Raw genomic sequence first — 18,651 nt, 5'->3', positions numbered from 1 at the left:
CTTGCCCAGACGGCGTGCGTGGGGGACGCTCGAAGGGTGACTGAGGAAACGATCCAACTGGAACTGGACGACTCGGGTCTCGCGCCGGGCCTCCCGGCGCCGGCACACCCCCGCGATCAGGTGCAGGATGTCCCCTATCGCCCCGTCGAGTTCCGTGATGACGATCTCCCTACCGCCTTGGAGCGGTGCTCGAAGTGGCTACGGCAGGCGCAGGAGTGGCTGGGCGAGCCGCTCGACGTCCTGGCCATCCACCTCGACTACGACGACCGCCAGGGTTCGCCGTACTACGACGTGAAGCTCCTGTGCAACGAAGAGGACCTGGCCGGCGTCCCGATCGCCATCCGCAACAAGCAGTAACCCCGTAATACCGCCGAGGCCACCTCCCGGACGTCCGGGAGGTGGCCTCGTTCGCGTCCGGGGACGTCAGCCGAGCACGCCGCCGACCTTCACGTGCCCCTTGAGCAGGTTGCGCGCGATGGTGCGGCGCTGGATCTCGTCGGTGCCTTCGTAGATGCGCAGCAGCCGCAGCTCGCGGTACCACCGCTCGATCGGCAGCTCCCGCGTGTACCCCATGCCGCCGTGGATCTGCAGGACGCGGTCGACGATCTCGTTGGCCTTCTGGCCGCCGTACAGCTTCGCCATCGACTGCGCGTGCCGCGAGTCGACGCCCTGGTCGACCTGCCAGGCCGCGTTGAGCACGAGCCAGCGCAGCGCTTCGAGCTCGACGCCGGAGTCGGCGATCATCCACTGGATGGCCTGGCGTTCGGCGATCTTCTGCCCGAACGTCTCGCGCGTGTTGGCGTGCTCGATGGCCATCGTGATCAGCCGCTCGCACGAACCGATCGCGCGCGCCGGCAGGAGGTAGCGGCCCTGGCCGATCCACTGCATGGCGAGTTCGAAGCCGCGGCCCTCTTCGCCGAGGATCTGCGTCTCGGGCACGCGGACGTCCTGGAAGATCAGCGACGCCGGGCCCCACTCGCCCATGGTGTCGATGTACTCGGACTTCCAGCCGGCCTCGCGGTCGACGAGGAAGCAGGTGACGCCGCCGTTCGCGCCCTTCTCCGGGTCGGTGATCGCGAAGACCATCGTGAAGTCGGCTTCGTTGCCCCCGGTGATGAAGGTCTTCTCGCCGTTGATGATCCAGTCGGTGCCGTCCCTGCGGGCGGTGGTCCGGATGGCCTTGGCGTCCGACCCGGCGCCCGGCTCGGTGATCGCGAAGCACGACTTGCGCTCGCCCGAGATGGTCGGCAGCAGGTAGGTCTGCTTCTGCTCCTCGTTGGCGTGGAACAGGATGTTGTCCGCGGCGCCGCCGAAGCGGAACGGCACGAAGGTGCGGCCGAGCTCGGCCTCCAGCAGCGCGGCCATCACGGCGGACAGCCCCATGCCGCCGTACTCCTCCGGCGTGAAGACGCCCCAGAAGCCGGACTCCTTGGCCTTCAGCTGGAGGTCCTTCAGCTCCTCGCCGGTCAGGCCGGGCTGGTGCGCGCGCTCGCGGCGGAGGACTTCCTGCTCGAGCGGGATCAGCTCCCGCTGGACGAACGTGCGGACCCAGTCGCGCACTTCCCGTTCTTCGGTGCTGAGTGAAAAGTCCATTAGTGAGCTGCTCCTCCGACACTGGCTAAGCGCTTGCTTACCCAGAGTACCCCGTGAGAGGTGGATTACCCCAGACCTCCGCCCGAATTCGTGACAAGCGCCGTGGCGCCCGGAAGGATCGGAGGGGTGATGGAGATCGTGGTCCGCTGGTCGTCGCCGTTGCCCGCCGAAGAGCGCTTCCTGCGCCTGCTGGACGAAGCCGAGCAGGACCGGTTCGCGGCATACCGGCAGGACGCCGACAAGCGCCGCTTCCTGACCGGCCGCGTGCTGGCGAAGACGGTCGCGGCGGAGCGGCTCGGCCTGACCCCCGAGGCGGTGAAGTTCGACGCGACCTGCGAAGACTGCGGCAAGCCCCACGGACGCCCCCGGGTGCCGGGCGCGGACCTGACGCTGTCGATCTCGCACTCGGGCGACCTGATCGGCCTCGCGGCGACCCCGTCGGTCCCGGTCGGCCTGGACGTCGAGACGGCGAACCGCCGCGCGGACGACGGCCTGATCGACTACGCGCTGAGCCCCGCCGAAGCGGCCCACCTGGCCGGCCTCGGCCCGGACGACAAGGCGGCGGCGTTCTTCGTCTACTGGACCCGCAAGGAAGCGGTGATGAAGGCGACGGGCAAGGGCCTGCGCATCCCGCTGCAGAGCATCACGTTCTCCCGCTACGACGAACCGGCCCGGCTGGTGTCATCCGGGGACGCGGCGTTGGACCCGGCCCGCACGCGACTGGCGGACCTGAAGGCGGCGGACGGCTACCGCGCGGCCATCGCGGTGCTGACCACCGAGGAGCTCTCGGTGACCGAGGAGCACTGGCTCCCGCGGCTATAGTTACCAGCATGTCCACACCGGCGACCACGAGTGAGCCGAGGTATCCCGCGGGCACGTCGCCCGCGGCGATCCGGGCTGCGCTGCTCCCCGAGGACGTACCCCGGTTCGACCAGGACTACCGGCGCGCGCTCGATGTCGCACGGGAGGCGCTGAGCCTCACCGACCTGGTCGAGACGCTGGAGTCGTGGCGGCGGATCGCGTGGAGCACCCAAGCCGACCCCGCCGCGCACCGCCGGATGATCGAGGCGGCCGAACACGCTCAGCGCACCGGAGCACCCCCGACCGGCACGCGGTCGTGGACCTCGCTCAAGACGGAGCTCGCCGGGTAACTCCCGCGGCCAAGCGCCCCAATGTGGCGTTGGTTGCGTTGAACGCACCGAACGCCACATTGGGTGCGTCTGACGCACCGAACGCCACATTGGGGCGCTTGAAGCTGGCGTCAGACCGCGGTGAGGTCCGCCAGGCCCATCGCCGTCAACAGGGTGCGGAACTTCGCCGTCGTCTCGTCCAGCTCCGACTGCGGGTCCGACGCCGCCACGATGCCGCCGCCCGCGTACAGCCTCATCGACGTCGAGGCGATCTCCGCGCAGCGGATCGCCACCGCCCACTCGCCGTCGCCGGTGGCGTCGACCCAGCCGACCGCGCCCGCGTAGTAGTCGCGGTCGAAGGGCTCGAGTTCCTGGACCAGGTCGCGGGCGCCCTCCGTCGGGGTGCCGCAGATCGCCGGGGTCGGGTGCAGGGCCGCCGCGAGGTCGAGGGCCGTGACGTCCGGGTCGAGCAGCTCGCCCGTGATCGGGGTGCGCAGGTGCCAGATCGCCGGCGTCGTCACCAGCTCCGGGCCCGCCGGGACGTCCAGCGTGCGGCAGAACGGCCGCAGCGCCTCGACGACGTAGTCGATGACCACCGCGTGTTCGAGCTGGTCCTTGCGGGACGTCCGCAGCGCCTCGCCGTTGGCGCGGTCGGTCGCCGGGTCCGTGGACCGCGGCATCGAGCCCGCGTGCGGGGACGAGAACACCGTGCGGCCGGTGCGGCGCAGCAGCAGCTCGGGCGTGGCGCCGACCAGGGTGCGGCCGCCGGGCAGCTCGGCCGCGTACGTGAAGTGGCGGGGGTTGCCGACCGCCAGGTTGCGCACGACGCGTTCGGCGGACACCGGCGCCGCGAACTCAAGGTCCAGGGCCCGCGCCAAGACGGCCTTGCGCAGGTCACGCTCACCGAGAGCAAGCACGGCCGCCGAGACGGCCGCCATGTGCCGATCGGGCGAAGGCACCGCACGCACCCGCACGGGCGCCGGCAGCACCTCCCGCGGCAGCGCGGGCACCCCTTCGGAGCGGTGCACGGTCCGCGGCACGACGAGGTGGCCCGGCACCTTCGTGTCGGGCCCGGTGTCGAACGGCAGGACGCCGACGGCCAGCGGGGCTCCGGTCTCGGCCAGGACGCCGGGGATCGCCGAAGCGAGCCGCCGGGGGTCCGTTTCGGTGACCGTCCGGAGGGTGCCCTGCGCGAGGAGTGCGCGCTGGGCCGTCGTGAACAGGAAGTCGCCTCGCTGGTAGCGGGCGGCGAGGTCAGCCGGGGTTGCCGGGTCAGGAGAACTCACAAGACCTAGCGTCCCAGGCTTCGGGAGATCCGCGAGGGGAGTGTCACGAGCGACACTCCCCTCGCGGGAGCTCCGGGTGACGAGCTACTTGAGCGCGTCGATGAGCGCCTCGCGCTGGCGCTCGCCCAGGCCGGCGGCCCGCCGGTCCGGGTCGATGCCGGCCTGCTCGAGCAGGGCGGCGACCTTCACCGCGCCGAGGCCGGGCACGGCCTTCAGCAGCTGGGTGACCTTCGTCTTCCCGATGGTCTTGTTCTCCTTGGCCTGCTTGAGCACCTTCTCGATGCTCTCCTTGCCGGACTTGATCGACGCGAGCAGCTCCGAACGCGCCTTGCGAGCCTCGGCGGCCTTGGCCAAGGCGTCAGCGCGCTGCTCCGGAGTCAACGTAGGCAGAGCCAACGTAGTGTCCTTTCCTCTCAGGTCTCCGCTTTCGCGGCCGACAGCTTTTCTGAGTGCTTGCTCCTGCAAGCGCTGCTCAGCCGTCTCTTGCCACGGCCCCAGTAAACGCCACCGGCTTCGTGGCCGTGCAACCGACACGCACTTATTACCCCCGGAGGTGATACCGGGCAACCCGCTCCGGCCTGCGGAAACGCTCCCAAGAAGCAGCCCGGGTGGCCAGACTCACCCGGAAGTGGAGCCTCCGTTACAGCGTGCATTTCCGTGCCCATAAGGAAACCCGCAAAAATTGATGATCTTGATCATCGTCCGGTCGTCGCCCGATCGCGCGACGACCGTGACCGAACGGAGCCGTTGTTGACCATGCCCGCTTCACCCGATCCGCACTAGAGTCGGCCCAACCCCAGTTCACCGGCGAACAACCCCCGGGAGCGACCATGTTGAGCACCATGCAGGACGGCCAGCTGTCGCTGGCGAACCTGCTCCGCCACGGCACGTCGGTGCACTCGGCGAGCGAAGTCATCACCTGGACCGGTTCAGAAGCCCGGCGCGAGACCTACGGCGAGCTCGGCCGCAACGCCGCCCGCCTCGCGAACGCGCTCCGGAGCCTCGGCGTCACCGGCGACCAGCGCGTCGGCACGTTCATGTGGAACAACGCCGAGCACCTGGCCGCCTACCTGGCCGTCCCGGCGATGGGCGCCGTGCTGCACACCCTGAACATCCGGCTCTTCCCCGAGCAGCTGACGTTCGTCGCGAACCACGCCGAGGACCAGGTCGTCATCGTCGACGGCACCCTCGTCCCGCTGCTGGCCAAGCAGCTGCCGGAGTTCAAGACGGTCCGGCACGTCATCGTGGCCAACGGCGACGCCGCGTCGCTTCAAGCCCCGGACGGCATCCAGGTGCACGCCTACGCCGAGCTGCTGGCCGCCCAGCCGGACACCTTCGACTGGCCGGACGTCGACGAGCGCTCCGCCGCTGCGATGTGTTACACCTCGGGCACGACGGGTGACCCCAAGGGCGTCGCCTATTCACACCGCTCGATCTGGCTGCACTCGATGCAGGTGTGCATGAGCGACAGCATGAACCTCGCGCAGAGCGACAAGGCGCTGGCCATCGTGCCGCAGTTCCACGCGATGGCGTGGGGCCTGCCGTACGCGGCGCTGATGGTCGGCGCGTCGCTGGTCATGCCGGACCGGTTCCTCCAGCCGGCCCCGCTCGCGGCGCTGCTGGCCGCCGAGAAGCCGACGTTCGCCGGCGCGGTCCCGACCGTCTGGCAGGGCCTGCTCGCCCACCTCGAAGCGCACCCGCAGGACATCTCCCACCTGCGCGAGGTCGTCGTCGGCGGGTCGGCGGTGCCGCCGTCGCTGATGCACGCGTTCGAGGAGCAGCACCACGTCTCGATCCTGCACGCCTGGGGCATGACCGAGACGTCGCCGCTCGGCAGCGTCGCCCGGCCGCCGGCGTCCGCGACCGGCGACGAGGCCTGGCGCTACCGCTACACGCAGGGCCGCTTCCCGGCGTCCGTGCGGGCCCGGCTGATCGACGACGACGGCGCGGTGCTGCCCTGGGACGACGAGGCCGTCGGCGAGCTCGAGGTGCAGGGCCCGTGGATCGCCGGCGCGTACTACGGCGGTTCAGACGTGGATCCGGACAAGTTCCACGACGGCTGGCTGCGCACCGGCGACGTCGGCAAGATCAGCGCCGACGGCTACCTCACGCTGACCGACCGTGCCAAGGACGTCATCAAGTCCGGCGGCGAGTGGATCTCCTCGGTCGACCTGGAGAACCAGGTCATGGGCCACCCGGCGGTGGCCGAGGCCGCGGTCGTCGGCATCCCGGACGAGAAGTGGGACGAGCGGCCGCTGGTCGCCGTCGTGCTCAAGGAGGGGCAGACGGCGACGCCGGAGGAGCTGCGCGAGTTCCTGGCCGACAAGGTCGCGAAGTGGCAGCTGCCGGAGAACTGGACGTTCGTGGACGAAGTCCCCAAGACGAGCGTCGGCAAGTTCGACAAGAAGCGCATCCGCGCGTCCTACTCCGAGGGAAAGCTCGACATCGCCCAGCTCTAACGGGTAAATCTCCGGCGAGTCTTCATGCCTCTGACGGCCACCATGGGGGAACCTAACGCCCTCATGGTGGCCTTCAGAGCACGTCGGAGGGGTTCTGGGGATGCATAACAGGCGCAATTTCTTGGCACTGGCCGGAGTCGGCGCGCTGACGGCGGCTTGCGGGTCGAACACCGGTCGGCAGGGTGACCCGCCGCCCTCGACGGCGTACTCGGCGGGGCCGCCGCCGTCGGACACCCCGAAGGTCGCGCTCCAGCAGTGGTACCACGCGTACGGCGAGGACGGCGTCCAGGAAGCCGTCAAGCGCTACGCGGCGAGCTACCCCGGCGCGGCCGTCACCGTGCAGTGGAACCCCGGCGACTACGACTCCAAGATCGTCACCGCGCTGCAGAACAGCAAGGTGCCGGACGTCTTCGAGGCGCAGGTCAAGATCGACTGGGTGCGGCAGAACCAGGTGGTGTCGCTCGACGACGTCATCGCGCCGGTGAAGGCCGACTTCAGCCCGGCCGTGCTCGCCGCGCAGACCGTCGAAGGCAAGGTCTACGGCATCCCGCAGGCCACCGACACACAGGTGCTCTTCTACCGCAAGAGCCTGCTGCAGGCCGCCGGCGTGCAGCCGCCGCAGACGGTCGACGAGCTGATCGACGCGGCCGCGAAGCTGACGAAGGACGGCGTCAAGGGCTTCTTCGCGGGCAACGACGGCGGCGTCGGCGTGCTCACCGGCCCGCTGCTGTGGTCGGCGGGCCTCGACTACCTGAAGGGTGGCAACCGCGAGGTCGGCTTCGACGACCCGCGCGCGGCGACCGCGCTGGGCAAGCTGCACACGCTCAACACCAACGGTTCCCTGCTGCTCGGCGCGCCCGCCGACTGGTCGGACCCCGGCGCCTTCATCGACGGCCTCGCCGCGATGCAGTGGACCGGGCTGTGGAACGTGCCGAAGATCCGCTCGGCGTTCGACGACGACTTCGGCGTGCTCCCGTTCCCCAAGCTGGACGGCAGCGGGGCGCCGTCGGTGCCGGTCGGCGCGTACGGCGCGATGGTCAACGCCAAGAGCGCGCACGTCGCCGAGGCCAAGGCGTTCGTGAAGTGGCTGTGGATCGACCAGACGCAGAACCAGCTCGAGTTCGCGACGAAGTTCGGCTTCCACGTGCCGGCCCGCCAAAGCCTGATCGACCGCGCGGACAACCTCAAGAACGGCCCGGCCGCCGACGCGGCCCGGTTCGTCAAGGAGAACAGCCACCTCGTCGGCGGTCCGGTGTGGACGCAGCAGGCGAACACGGCGCTGTCCGACGCCGCCGCGAAGATCGCCAAGGAGGGCGCGGACCCGGCGGCGCAGGTGAAGACGGCCGTCGGCGTGGCCCAGTCCGAGCTGAAGCGCTTGTTCGGATGAAGCGGCGCGACGCGCGCGCCTTCTGGCTCTTCGTCGGTCCGTTCCTGATCGGGCTCGCGGTCTTCGCGTACCTCCCGATCGGCTGGAGCGCGTACCTGTCGTTCTTCGACGCGCGGAACACCGTGACCCCGACGGACTTCGTCGGCCTGGACAACTACGGGCACATGCTCACCGACGAGCCGTTCCTGTCGAGCCTGGGCACGTTCAGCGTGTTCGCGGTGTTCATCGTGCCGCTGACGTTCGTGCTGTCGCTGGCGCTGGCGCTCGGCGTGAACCAGCTTCGGTTCGCGCGGGCGTTCTTCCGGTCGGTGTTCTTCCTGCCGTTCGCGTGCTCGTACGTCGTGGCGTCGCTGATCTGGAAGACGTCGTTGTTCTCGGGTGTCCGATATGGACTGGCGAACACGGTGCTCGGCCTGTTCGGCGCCGACCCGGTCGCCTGGACGGGCACGGTGCACCCGCCGCTGTACTGGATCGTGCTGGTCACCGCCCGGCTGTGGCTGCAGCTGGGCTTCTACATGATCCTGTTCATCGCGGCACTGCAACGGATCCCGCGGCACCTCTACGAAGCCGCGTGGCTCGACGGCGCGAAGCCGGGCTGGCAGGTGTTCCGCTACGTGACGCTGCCGCAGCTGCGCTCGACGGCGGTCGCGGTGCTGCTGCTGAACCTGATCAACGCGTACCAGGCGTTCGACGAGTTCTACAACATCATGGGCGACAGCCGCGGCTATCCGCCGTTCGCCCGCCCACCGTTGGTGTACCTGTACTACACGTCGCTGGGCTCGGGCGGCCAGGACCTCGGCCGCGGCAGCGCGGGCGCGGTGATCCTGGCGCTGATCATCGCACTCGTGACCCTGCTCCAGGGCCGGGTGCTGCGCTTCGGGAGGACGGCATGAGGGCGTTCCTCCGGTGGGCGTCGCTCAGTGTGGCGGCGATCCTGTTCCTGCTGCCCTTCTACCTGTTGCTGCGCAACGGTTTGGCGTCGCGGGCGGAGATCACCGCTCCCGAGTGGACGTTCTTCCCGTCCACAGTGCACTGGGAGAACTTCTCGAAGCTCTTCTCCGCCGACGACGTCCCGTTTGCCAGGAGCCTGCTCAATTCGGCGGTCGTGGCAGTGCTGCAGACGGTCGGCCTGCTGGTGCTCTGCTCCCTGGCCGGCTACGGCCTCGCCCGCATCCCTTACCGGCATTCCAGGATCGTGTTCTACGCCGTGCTCGCGACGTTGATGATCCCGACTTCGGTGACGTTCGTGCCGAGCTTCGTGGTGGTTTCGTCGCTGGGCTGGCTGTCGGACTTCCGCGGCCTGGTGATCCCCGGGCTGTTCAGCGCGTTCAGCGTTTTCCTGTTCCGCCAGTACTTCCTGGACTTCCCGCGCGAACTGGAGGAAGCCGGCCGGGTCGACGGACTCAGCCGCTGGGGCGTGTTCTGGCGGATCGTGGTGCCGAATTCGAAGGGGTTCTTCGCGGCGATCGCGGTCATCACCGTGATCGGCAGCTGGAACGCGTTCCTGTGGCCGTTGATCATCGCCCAATCGCCGGATTCGTGGACGGTCCAGGTGGCGCTGTCGGGGTTGCTGACAGCGCAGAACCCGCAGCTGAACCTGCTGTTCCTGGCGGCGGCGGTGTCGATCCTGCCGATCGTGCTGCTGTTCGCGTTCCTGCAGCGGTACCTGGTGCGCGGCGTGACCGAGTCCGGCCTGACGGGCTGAACCGCCCGCCGTCCGGCGGAAATGACCACGACCTTCGGCGGTACACCCTCCCCGACGCCTGTGACAGGGTAGCTCGAAATGTCACGTTCACCGCCCGGTCACCGACGTCCGGCACGGTTCTGGGCAACCGAGAAACGGGGAGCGAACAACCATGGCCGAACTCACCCGGCGCACCGTCGCCACCGCGGGCGCCGCCGGTCTCGGGCTCCTGCTCTGCACGCCCACCGCGAACGCCCTCGACCGCGCGCTGCGGCTCACCGGCACCCGGTCGATCAGCACCGCCGGCACCACGCTCGAGCAGGTCGCGACCGCGTCGGGCACCGGCTACTCGCGGCTGTCCGCGGGCCCGGGCTGGCCGCTGGTCGTCCGCGGCGACCTCGCGGCGCCGCAGAGCGGCCGCGACGACCGGCGCCGCGCGCTCAGCGCGTTCGTGCAGTTCACCGACCTGCACATCACCGACACCGAGAGCCCCGCGCGGTTCGAGTACCTGCACCCGTTCATCGGCTCCGCGCACCGGCCGCAGGAAGCGCTCGGCACCGTCGCCACCAGCGCGCTGGTCGAGCGCGTCAACAGCGTGCGGCAGGGGCCGTTCACCGGGCGGCCGTTCGACCTCATGGTCACCACCGGCGACAACACCGACAACCACGAGCTGATCGAGCTCGACTGGTTCCTCGAGGTCCTCAACGGCGGCAGCGTCACCCCGGGCTCCGGCGACCCGAACGTCTACGAAGGCGTCCAGAGTTCCGGCAACAAGGAGTACTGGAACCCGTCGATCCCGGGTGTCGGCGACGACTACTCGGCCAAGGGCTTCCCGCAGCTGCCGGGCCTGCTCGAAGCGGCCATGAAGACGTTCACCGCGCCGGGCCTCGACGTGCCGTGGTTCTGCACCTTCGGCAACCACGACGACAGCATCGTCGGCTCGCTGCCGGCGCAGATCCCCGGCATCGACGCCTGGTACACCGGCAAGTACAAGGTGATCGGCAAGGACGAGACCACCGCGAAGAAGCTCGCGGACGCCATCCGCAAGCCGGGTTCGAGCGTGCCGGTCGCGGAGCTGTTCGGCGGCTCCGGCACCATCCGCGAGATCACGCCGGACGCGCGGCGCCGCCCGTTCACCACGGCCGAGTTCGTCCGCGCGCACCTCGACGCGGCCAACACCGGCCCCGGCCCGATCGGCCACGGCTTCACCAGCGCGAACGCCGACGGCAAGAACGTCTACTACACGTTCCGGATCGCCCCGGGCATCACCGGGATCAGCCTCGACACGACCACCGACGCCGGGTTCGCGGACGGCTCGATCGGGCTGGCGCAGTACTCCTGGGTGGAGTCGACGCTCAAGCGGAACAGCTCGGCGTACTACGACTTCTTCGGCCGCAAGGTCACCCACGCCGTCACCGACGAGCTGTTCATCCTGTTCAGCCACCACACGAGCGGCTCGATGGGCAACCTGCTGCCGGACTCGCGCCACCTGCTGGACCCGCGCCTGGACGGCAACGCGTTCGTCGCGCTGCTGAAGCGGTTCCCGAACGTGCTGGCCTGGGTCAACGGCCACACGCACCGCAACCAGATCACGGCGCACGCCGGCAACACGCCGCGGCAGGGCTTCTGGGAGATCAACACGGCGTCGCACGTCGACTTCCCGCAGCACGCCCGGATCGTCGAGGTCGCGGACAACGCCGACGGCACGTTGTCGCTGTTCACGACGCTGATCGAGGCGGAAGCCCCGTACGCGGTGGACTACGGCGCCCGGACCCCGCAAGCGCTTGCGTCCCTGTACCGCGAACTGTCCTACAACGACATCCACACCGACCCGGGCCGCGTCGGCGCGAGCGCGGACCACAACACCGAACTGCTGCTGGTGAACCCGCTGTCCTGACGCTCGTGAGTGTTTAGTCGGGTTCTAACCCGACTAAACACTCACGACTACCTGCGGGGTAATCGACCGGCGGCGGGGGTTCGGGCAGGGTGGGCCGCATGACCGATGCCGAGGGCGCGCAGCTCTTCCACCAGACCATGCCGTTCTCCGAACGCCTCGGCGTCGAGGTGCTGGAGCACGGGCCCGCGCTCGTCCGCAGCCGGCTGGAGTGGGACGAGAGCCTCTGCACGCTCGGCGGCGCGCTGCACGGGGGCGCGCTCATGGCGCTGGCCGACTCGACCGGTGCCGTGTGCGCGTTCCTCAACCTGCCCGAGGGCGCGCAGGGCACGACGACCGTCGAGTCGAAGACGAACTTCCTGCGCGCGGTGCGTTCGGGCTACGCCGTTGCGTCGTCCAGACCACTGCACGCCGGGCGCAAGTTCGTCGTGGTGGAGACGGAAATCCACGGCGACGACGGCAAGTTGGTCGCGAAAGTGACACAGACGCAGGCCGTCCTGTAGGTACCTGTTTACATACCTCGCCGGACCGGCGAAAATCCTCGCCTACTGGGTGGGTCGAGCGAGGAGCCGCGATGCGGGTACGCAGTCTGTTCACACTACTGTCGGTTGTCGTGCTGACAGCCGTAACCGTTCAGGTCGCCGAAGCGGGGCCACGCGACGACGAAGCCGTCGACTACCACGAGTGGGCGGGCGGCCGCTTCCACGAAGGCGACTTCGCCGGGCTCGCGCTGACCCGTGACGGCCTGCGCATCACGCGCCCGATCGGCACGGTGCAGCACACCGAGCCGGAGCTCGGCACGACGCGGACGTACGAGTACAGCCAGTGGACGTCGCCGTCGTACCGGCAGGGCTTCGGCGCGACGCAGCTGGTCGCGTCCTGGAACGCGAAGACGCCGGCCAAGACGTGGCTGCAGGTCGAGGCGCGGGGCCGGACGTCGGCGGGTGCCGAAACCGGGTGGTACGTGATGGGCCGCTGGGCCAGCGGCGACGCCGACGTCCTCCGCACCAGCGTCGACGGCCAGGACGACGCGAACGCGCTGGTGGACGTCGACACGCTGGTCACGAAGGCCGGGGTGACGCTGAAGTCGTACAAGCTGCGGATCAGCCTCTACCGCGAAGCCGGCTCGGGCGCGACGCCGTCGGTGTCGCTGCTGGGCGCGATGACGTCGGCGGTGCCGGACCGCTTCGAGGTGCAGCCGACGAAGCCGGGCCGCGCCAGCGGGATCGAGCTGAAGGTGCCGGCGTACGCGCAGAACCTCCACAAGGGACAGTTCCCGCAGTACGGCGGGGGCGGCGAGGCGTGGTGCAGCCCGACGTCGACCGAGATGGTGGCCGAGTACTGGGGCAAGAAGCCGTCGGCCGAAGAGATGGCGTGGATCCCCGCGGACTACGTCGACCCGCAGGTCGCGTTCGCGGCGCGCTACACCTACGACCACGCCTACGACGGCACCGGGAACTGGCCGTTCAACACCGCCTACGCGGCGTCGCGCGGGTTGAAGGGGCACATCACCCGACTGCACTCGCTGAACGAGCTGGAGGACTACATCGCGCGCGGTATCCCGGTGATCACGTCGCAGTCGTTCCTGGCCTCGGAGCTGGACGGCGCCGGCTACGGCACGGCGGGGCACATCATGGTCGTCGTCGGGTTCACGAAGGACGGCGACGTGATCGCCAACGACCCGGCGGCCAGCAGCAACGACCGCGTCCGGAACGTCTACAAGCGCGACCAGTTCGAGAAGATCTGGCAGCGGACCAAGCGCTACCGCGCGGACGGCACGGTGGCGAGCGGCCCCGGCGGTATCGCGTACATCATCACTCCGGCGTAGGTCGGTGAAGGCCTCCTCGCTTGCCGGGCGAGGAGGCCTTCACGGCGTTTCACCAGGTCTTTCCGGCCTGCTCTCGGATCGCGCGGTTGATCCGGTTGAAGAAGCCGGTCAGGGCGATGTTCAAGACGATCGCCGACAGCTGCTTGTCGTCGAAGTGCTCCGCGGCGGCCGCCCAGATGTCGTCGGTGACGCCGGGCTGACCGTCCTCGATCCGCGTCGCGGCTTCGGTCAGCGCGAGCGCCGCCCGTTCGGGCTCGGTGAAGAACGGCGTCTCGCGCCAGGTGACGACGTTGTGCAGCCGTTCGTCGGTCTCCCCCTGCTTCTTCGCCGACGCGACACCCGCGAAGACGCACGGACTGCAGCCGTTGATCTGACTGGCCCGCAGGTGGACCAGCTCGAGCAGCAGCGGATCGACGCCGGCGCCGTGCACCGCCTTGAACAGCTGCTGGACCGCGCCGACCACCTCGGGGCTGCTTTCGCTCTTCAGCCGTGCTTCCATCTTTTCCTCCATCGGTTACCTGTGCCCCTCCGGGCTCGTCACCACCACGACGGAGCGGAACCGAGGAAGGTAACGACATGCCCGACACGCTGGCCGAAGCGTTCGAAGCCCGGCGCGAGCGGCTGCTCGCGGTGGCGCACCGCCTGCTCGGCTCGCACGCCGACGCCGAAGACGCGGTCCAGGAAGCCTGGCTGCGCCTGGCCCGCCAGGACGCGGCGGCGATCGAAAACCTCGACGGCTGGCTGACGACGGTGGTCGGCCGGATCAGCCTGGACGTCCTGCGCTCGCGCAAGTCCCGCCCCGAGTCGCCCTACGACGAGATCGTGGTGGCGGTCGACGACGCGTCGGAGCACGTGGCCCGCGCCGACTCGGTGGGCCTGGCTCTGCTGGTGGTCCTGGAGTCGCTGGGCCCGGCCGAGCGGCTGGCGTTCGTGCTGCACGACCTGTTCGCGGTCCCGTTCGAGGAGCTCGGCCGCATCCTGGGCAAGTCCGCGGGAGCGACGAAGATGCTGGCCAGCCGCGCCCGCCGCAAGGTCCGGGCCGCGGACCGGCCCCCGGCGGGGCCTTCGCAGCGCGAAGTGGTGGAAGCGTTCCTGCGCGCGGCCCACGACGGCGACTTCGAGGGTCTGCTGCGCGTGCTCGACCCGGAGGTCCAGCTGACGGTGGACACCCCGGGCGGCGTGGTGGTGGTCCTGGGAGCGACGAAGGTGGCCGCGGGCGCCCAGTTCGGCGCGGCGGCCGGCGGCAGCACGGTGCTGGTCGGCGGCCTGCCGGGGGTGGTGGCCTGGCGCCCGGACGGCTCACCGCTGTCGGTGGTGGCGTTCGTGGTGGCCGACGGCCGGGTGACCCGGATCGCCGCGGTGGCCGACCCGGCACGGCTGGCGTCGATGGGCTTGCCGAAGCCGTCGTGAACTGTCGGTGCCGGCCGGTAACGTGGAAGCCGGGGGCCGGAGGCACACCCGTGGCACACTGCCGTCACCATGCCGCGGCCACTGTTGTTCCTCGACGTCGACGGTCCGTTGATACCGTTCGGGCGGCGTTCCGGGGAGTACCGGACCTTCACCGATACCGACCTGGGCAACCCGTTGCTGGGCCGCGTCGATCCGGCTCTCGGCCCGCGACTGCTCGCCCTCGGGTGCGATCTCGTCTGGGCCACCACCTGGTTCGAGGACGCCAACGAGTGCGTTGCCCCGCTGCTGGGCCTGCCTCCGCTACCGGTGCTCGACTTCCCCGACGAGCCCACGGCGACCGGCCGGCACTGGAAGACCTCGCGGATCGTCGAACGGGCCGCGGGGTCTGCGTTCGTCTGGATCGACGATGAGACCACCGACGCCGACCGGGGTTGGGTGGCGAGCCACCATCCGGGTCCCGCGCTGCTCCACACCGTCACGGCGGGCACCGGGCTCACGGACCGCGATCTGACCACCATCGCCACCTGGCTGTCCAGTTGCGCAAGACGCAACTAGTTGCGCACCGCTCACCGAACCTCACTCATGCGGATGTCGCCATCTCCGCATGATCCGTGATTAGCTGCGGGCAGGACCAGCAGGAGCCGGAAGGTGGATGGACATGCCGTACGAGGTGCAGGGGGTTGTTTCGCGGGCGAAGGGCGAGCCCGTCTCGCTCGAAACCGTCGTGGTGCCCGATCCCGGGCCCGGCGAGGCCGTCGTGAACGTGCAGGCCTGCGGGGTCTGCCACACCGATCTGCACTACCGCGAAGGCGGGATCAACGACGACTTCCCGTTCCTGCTCGGGCACGAAGCCGCCGGGTTGGTGGAGGCCGTCGGCGAAGGGGTCAGCGACGTCGCGCCCGGTGACTACGTCATCCTCAACTGGCGTGCGGTCTGCGGCACCTGCCGGGCCTGCAAGCGCGGCAAGCCGTGGTACTGCTTCTCCACCTTCAACGCCGCCCAGCCCATGACGCTGGCCGACGGCACCAAGCTGTCGCCCGCGCTCGGCATCGGGGCCTTCCTCGAGAAGACGCTCGTCCACAGCGGACAGTGCACCAAGGTCAACCCCGAAGCCGAACCCGCGGTTGCCGGGCTGCTCGGGTGCGGGGTCATGGCCGGGCTCGGGGCCGCGATCAACACCGGGGCCGTCACGCGCGGGGACTCGGTCGCCGTCATCGGGTGTGGTGGGGTCGGGGACGCCGCCATCGCGGGCGCGAAGCTGGCCGGGGCCACCACGATCGTCGCGATCGACATGGACGACCGGAAGCTGGAGTGGGCCAAGGACTTCGGCGCGACGCACACCGTCAACAGCCGCGGGCTCAGCGAAGCCGCCGTCGTCGAAGCCATGCAGGACGCGACGAACTCCTTCGGTCCCGACGTCGTCATCGACGCGGTCGGGCGCCCCGAGACCTGGCGGCAGGCGTTCTACGGGCGTGACCTCGCCGGCACCGTCGTGCTGGTCGGCGTGCCGACGCCGGACATGCGGCTCGACGACCTGCCGCTGATCGACTTCTTCTCGCGCGGCGGCTCGCTCAAGTCGTCGTGGTACGGCGACTGCCTGCCCAGCCGGGACTTCCCGATGCTGGTCGACCTCTACCTGCAGGGCCGGCTGCCGCTGGACAAGTTCGTCACCGAAAAGATCGGCGTCGACGGCGTCGAGCAGGCCTTCGACCGGATGCACCGCGGTGAGGTCCTGCGCAGCGTGGTGACGTTCTGACCCTCTTCACCGACGACGAGTACCCGGCCGAGCCCTATCCCGGGACGCGGCCGGGCTACTCGTTCGTGCACGTCGACGGCGTCGGGCACCCGCTCGACACCGCGCCCGGCGGCTGGCGCGAGCGGCTGGCCGTGCTGGCGTACGGCTCGAACGCCAACCCGTCGAAGATCACCTGGCTGCGGGCGCGGCTCGGGCTCGAAGGCCCGGTCGTGGTCGCGCACGCGCGCTGCGCCGGGCTCGCCGCGGTGTGGGCCGCCGGGTTCCGCGTGGTCGACGACCAGCGGCCGGCCACGCTCACCGCGCTGGACGGCGTCGAGGAGCACGCCGTCTGGTTCGTGACGCCGGACCAGCTGGCGGTGCTCGACCGCTGCGAGGGCCGCGGCACCCGCTACGACCTGGCCCGGCTGACCGAGCCCGACATCACCCTCGAGGACGGCACCCGGCTGACCGAGGTCTGCGCCTACGTCGGCGCCGCGCCGACCCGCTACCCCCTGCTGGTGGACGGCGAGCCGGTGCGCACCGCCGACGTCCCGCAGGCCGAAGCGGCGGCGCTCGAAGGCGTCGCCGCCGACGGCCACGGCGTGCCGTGCGAAGTGCTCAGACCAGTTTCCCCGGGTTGAGGATCCCGGTCGGGTCGACCGCGGACTTCGCCGCCCGCAGCACTTCCACGCCCAGCGAACCGATTTCCGCGCTCAGGTAGGGCGCATGGTCGACGCCGACCGCGTGGTGGTGCGAAATCGTGCCGAGCCCGGTGATCGCCTCGCACGCCGCCGCCTTCGCGCGCTGCCACTGACCGATCGGGTCGGCTTCGTCGCGGGCCGTCAGCACCGTGAAGTACAGCGACGCCCCGGTTTCGTACGCGTGCGAGACGTGGCACATCACGATCGCGCGGCCGAGCGACGCCGTCAGCGCGGCGCGGACGTCGTCACGCAGTTCGTCCACATTGGACCAGTAAGCCGCGGTCTCCAGCGTCTCGACGCAGATGCCCCGGTCCAGCAGGGCATCGCGCTGCCGGGGTCCGGCGAACCGGCCGTGCCGCCAGGACTCGCCGAGTGCCTTGCCGACGCGCACCGCGCCGGCGGCCTTCAGCCGGCGGACCGTCTCGCGACGGCGGACTCCGACGTCACGCGGGCTGCCCTCCCAGCCGAGGATCAGGAAGCACGGCCGCCGCACCCCGCGGGCGGCGAGGTAGCGGCGCAGCACCGCCGTCTTCAGTCCGGCGTTCAACGCCAGCGAGACCTCGGTCTCGTCGCCGTCGGAGAGCCTGGTGACGTCGGCGAGTGCGCGGTTCTGGGCGAGCTCGCGAACCACCGTCAGGCCCGCCTCCCAGCTGGGCAGCGCGTACCCCTCGTACCCGTGGACCAGCGGCTTGGGGCGCACGCGCAGCGCGACCTCGGTGATCACGCCCAGCGCGCCTTCGCTGCCGACGGCGAGCTGACGCAGGTCCGGCCCGGCGGCGGACGCCGGGGCCACGCCGAGCTTCCACTCACCGCGCGGGGTCGCCAGCCGGACGCCGGTGACCATGTCCTCGAACCGCCCGTAGCCGGCCGACGCCTGACCGGCCGAGCGCGTCGCCGCGAAGCCGCCGATCGTCGCCCGCTCCCACGACTGCGGGATGTGCCCGAGCGTCAGGCCGTGCTCGCCGAGGAGGCGTTCGGCCTCGGGCCCGCGGACGCCGGCCTGCAGCACGGCGATGCGCGACTCGGCGTCGACCGACACCAGCGCGTCGAGCCGGACGAGGTCGAGCGCGATCACCGACGCCTTCTCGCCGCGCAGCGCCGCGACGCCGCCGACCACCGACGTGCCGCCGCCGAACGGGACGACGCCGATGTCGTGCCGGACGCACGCGTCGAGCACCGCCTGGACCTCCTCGGCGTCGGCGGGGAGCACGACGGCGTCGGGCACCGGGAATTCCACCGCCGCCGACCGGCGCCGCAGCAGGTCGAGGTAGGACAGACCGGTCGCCCTGGCCAGCCGCGCCGCGTCGTCGACCAGCACGTTTTCCGCGCCGACCACTTCCGACAACGCGGCGGCAGCAGATTCGTCCAGTTTCCGTGACGGTATTTCCACCGGCAATTCGCTCGCCGGGGCAGCATCGGGGGCCACCTGGCCTATACGCTGTTCAAGCCACTTGGCCGCTCGCGCGGGCAGCTGGGCGGCGTCGCCGGCTTCCGCGGTCCAGGACCGGCGGAGGCGGTGGTCAATGAGCGCGTTCACGACTACA

The 18,651-nt window shown here is 70.3% G+C and carries 19 protein-coding genes; 14 read left to right on the top strand and 5 right to left on the bottom strand.

Annotated elements, in window-relative coordinates; translation table 11 throughout:
• Positions 1-36 precede the first annotated feature (36 nt).
• Positions 37-357 (top strand): hypothetical protein, encoded by a 321-nt coding sequence (locus SD460_RS11290; RefSeq protein ID WP_284742934.1) that lies wholly within the window; start codon positions 37-39, stop codon positions 355-357.
• Positions 358-423: 66 nt separating this feature from the next.
• Here SD460_RS11290 and SD460_RS11285 read toward each other — a convergent pair whose 3' ends face one another.
• Positions 424-1,593: an acyl-CoA dehydrogenase family protein gene (locus SD460_RS11285; RefSeq protein WP_290053088.1), complete on the bottom strand. Its 1,170-nt coding sequence runs from the start codon at positions 1,591-1,593 to the stop codon at positions 424-426.
• Positions 1,594-1,722: 129 nt separating this feature from the next.
• Here SD460_RS11285 and SD460_RS11280 point away from each other — a divergent pair, with 129 nt between their 5' ends.
• Entirely contained in the window at positions 1,723-2,415 is a 693-nt protein-coding gene (locus tag SD460_RS11280) for a 4'-phosphopantetheinyl transferase family protein (RefSeq protein WP_438860574.1), read from the top strand.
• Positions 2,416-2,423: 8 nt separating this feature from the next.
• Positions 2,424-2,744 carry a DUF6247 family protein gene (locus SD460_RS11275; protein WP_290053084.1) on the top strand — a complete coding sequence of 107 codons (321 nt, stop codon included), beginning with the start codon at positions 2,424-2,426 and terminating at the stop codon, positions 2,742-2,744.
• A 110-nt stretch (positions 2,745-2,854) separates the two neighbouring features.
• On the opposite strand, the gene SD460_RS11270 is transcribed toward SD460_RS11275, so the two are convergent.
• Together SD460_RS11270 and mihF are read right to left on the bottom strand one after the other, a co-directional pair.
• Positions 2,855-4,009, bottom strand: a complete 1,155-nt coding sequence (locus tag SD460_RS11270; protein ID WP_290053082.1) for an isochorismate synthase — start codon at positions 4,007-4,009, stop codon at positions 2,855-2,857.
• A gap of 84 nt (positions 4,010-4,093) precedes the next feature.
• A complete protein-coding gene (gene mihF / locus SD460_RS11265; RefSeq protein WP_026468624.1) occupies positions 4,094-4,405 on the bottom strand; it encodes an integration host factor, actinobacterial type in 312 nt (103 codons plus the stop codon).
• Positions 4,406-4,839: 434 nt separating this feature from the next.
• Between mihF and SD460_RS11260 the strand changes: the two genes are divergently transcribed.
• From SD460_RS11260 to SD460_RS11230, 7 genes are all read left to right on the top strand, one after another.
• Positions 4,840-6,468 carry a long-chain fatty acid--CoA ligase gene (locus tag SD460_RS11260; RefSeq protein WP_290053075.1) on the top strand — a complete coding sequence of 543 codons (1,629 nt, stop codon included), beginning with the start codon at positions 4,840-4,842 and terminating at the stop codon, positions 6,466-6,468.
• Positions 6,469-6,568: 100 nt separating this feature from the next.
• The gene (locus SD460_RS11255; RefSeq protein ID WP_290053072.1) at positions 6,569-7,855 is read left to right on the top strand and encodes an ABC transporter substrate-binding protein; all 1,287 of its coding nucleotides are present in this window, start codon (positions 6,569-6,571) and stop codon (positions 7,853-7,855) included.
• A complete protein-coding gene (locus SD460_RS11250; protein ID WP_290053069.1) occupies positions 7,852-8,748 on the top strand; it encodes a carbohydrate ABC transporter permease in 897 nt (298 codons plus the stop codon). Before SD460_RS11255 ends, SD460_RS11250 begins: the two co-directional genes overlap by 4 nt.
• Positions 8,745-9,560, top strand: coding sequence for a carbohydrate ABC transporter permease (locus tag SD460_RS11245; protein WP_290053065.1), 816 nt, complete (start codon positions 8,745-8,747; stop codon positions 9,558-9,560). The genes SD460_RS11250 and SD460_RS11245 overlap by 4 nt, the downstream gene beginning before the upstream one ends.
• 151 nt (positions 9,561-9,711) lie before the next feature.
• Positions 9,712-11,436, top strand: coding sequence for a TIGR03767 family metallophosphoesterase (locus tag SD460_RS11240; RefSeq protein WP_318306129.1), 1,725 nt, complete (start codon positions 9,712-9,714; stop codon positions 11,434-11,436).
• A 98-nt stretch (positions 11,437-11,534) separates the two neighbouring features.
• On the top strand, positions 11,535-11,936 hold the full coding sequence (locus SD460_RS11235; RefSeq protein ID WP_290053060.1) for a PaaI family thioesterase: 402 nt from the start codon (positions 11,535-11,537) through the stop codon (positions 11,934-11,936).
• 71 nt (positions 11,937-12,007) lie between these two features.
• The gene (locus tag SD460_RS11230; RefSeq protein ID WP_290053058.1) at positions 12,008-13,261 is read left to right on the top strand and encodes a C39 family peptidase; all 1,254 of its coding nucleotides are present in this window, start codon (positions 12,008-12,010) and stop codon (positions 13,259-13,261) included.
• A gap of 49 nt (positions 13,262-13,310) precedes the next feature.
• Here the strand turns inward: SD460_RS11230 and SD460_RS11225 are convergent, their stop codons facing one another.
• Positions 13,311-13,760: a carboxymuconolactone decarboxylase family protein gene (locus SD460_RS11225; RefSeq protein WP_290053056.1), complete on the bottom strand. Its 450-nt coding sequence runs from the start codon at positions 13,758-13,760 to the stop codon at positions 13,311-13,313.
• Between the two features lie 77 nt (positions 13,761-13,837).
• Here SD460_RS11225 and SD460_RS11220 point away from each other — a divergent pair, with 77 nt between their 5' ends.
• From SD460_RS11220 to SD460_RS11205, 4 genes are all read left to right on the top strand, one after another.
• On the top strand, positions 13,838-14,671 hold the full coding sequence (locus SD460_RS11220) for a sigma-70 family RNA polymerase sigma factor (protein WP_290053054.1): 834 nt from the start codon (positions 13,838-13,840) through the stop codon (positions 14,669-14,671).
• Positions 14,672-14,755: 84 nt separating this feature from the next.
• Positions 14,756-15,226: an HAD domain-containing protein gene (locus SD460_RS11215; protein WP_290053052.1), complete on the top strand. Its 471-nt coding sequence runs from the start codon at positions 14,756-14,758 to the stop codon at positions 15,224-15,226.
• Positions 15,227-15,329: 103 nt separating this feature from the next.
• On the top strand, positions 15,330-16,427 hold the full coding sequence (locus SD460_RS11210; protein WP_290053050.1) for an S-(hydroxymethyl)mycothiol dehydrogenase: 1,098 nt from the start codon (positions 15,330-15,332) through the stop codon (positions 16,425-16,427).
• A gap of 65 nt (positions 16,428-16,492) precedes the next feature.
• Positions 16,493-17,047 (top strand): gamma-glutamylcyclotransferase family protein, encoded by a 555-nt coding sequence (locus tag SD460_RS11205; RefSeq protein WP_290053048.1) that lies wholly within the window; start codon positions 16,493-16,495, stop codon positions 17,045-17,047.
• On the opposite strand, the gene SD460_RS11200 is transcribed toward SD460_RS11205, so the two are convergent.
• Entirely contained in the window at positions 17,025-18,644 is a 1,620-nt protein-coding gene (locus tag SD460_RS11200) for an FAD-binding oxidoreductase (RefSeq protein ID WP_438860573.1), read from the bottom strand. The two genes, SD460_RS11205 and SD460_RS11200, sit on opposite strands and share 23 nt — an antisense overlap.
• Between the last annotated feature and the right edge of the window lie 7 nt (positions 18,645-18,651).

Source organism: Amycolatopsis solani (assembly GCF_033441515.1).
Lineage (GTDB): Bacteria > Actinomycetota > Actinomycetes > Mycobacteriales > Pseudonocardiaceae > Amycolatopsis > Amycolatopsis solani.
The sequence above is the reverse complement of the archived record's forward strand: the minus strand, read 5'-3'. Positions and strand labels throughout refer to the sequence as shown.

Bases quoted from the DNA above. Each gene is read 5' to 3' on its own strand.
- SD460_RS11220 (WP_290053054.1), top strand. From the start codon at position 13,838: ATGCCCGACACGCTGGCCGAAGCGTTCGAAGCCCGGCGCGAGCGGCTG.
- SD460_RS11240 (WP_318306129.1), top strand. From the start codon at position 9,712: ATGGCCGAACTCACCCGGCGCACCGTCGCCACCGCGGGCGCCGCCGGT.
- SD460_RS11230 (WP_290053058.1), top strand. From the start codon at position 12,008: ATGCGGGTACGCAGTCTGTTCACACTACTGTCGGTTGTCGTGCTGACA.
- SD460_RS11280 (WP_438860574.1), top strand. From the start codon at position 1,723: ATGGAGATCGTGGTCCGCTGGTCGTCGCCGTTGCCCGCCGAAGAGCGC.
- SD460_RS11250 (WP_290053069.1), top strand. From the start codon at position 7,852: ATGAAGCGGCGCGACGCGCGCGCCTTCTGGCTCTTCGTCGGTCCGTTC.
- SD460_RS11260 (WP_290053075.1), top strand. From the start codon at position 4,840: ATGTTGAGCACCATGCAGGACGGCCAGCTGTCGCTGGCGAACCTGCTC.
- SD460_RS11255 (WP_290053072.1), top strand. From the start codon at position 6,569: ATGCATAACAGGCGCAATTTCTTGGCACTGGCCGGAGTCGGCGCGCTG.
- SD460_RS11245 (WP_290053065.1), top strand. From the start codon at position 8,745: ATGAGGGCGTTCCTCCGGTGGGCGTCGCTCAGTGTGGCGGCGATCCTG.
- SD460_RS11285 (WP_290053088.1), bottom strand. From the start codon at position 1,593: ATGGACTTTTCACTCAGCACCGAAGAACGGGAAGTGCGCGACTGGGTC.
- SD460_RS11275 (WP_290053084.1), top strand. From the start codon at position 2,424: ATGTCCACACCGGCGACCACGAGTGAGCCGAGGTATCCCGCGGGCACG.
- SD460_RS11210 (WP_290053050.1), top strand. From the start codon at position 15,330: ATGCCGTACGAGGTGCAGGGGGTTGTTTCGCGGGCGAAGGGCGAGCCC.
- SD460_RS11235 (WP_290053060.1), top strand. From the start codon at position 11,535: ATGACCGATGCCGAGGGCGCGCAGCTCTTCCACCAGACCATGCCGTTC.
- SD460_RS11225 (WP_290053056.1), bottom strand. From the start codon at position 13,760: ATGGAAGCACGGCTGAAGAGCGAAAGCAGCCCCGAGGTGGTCGGCGCG.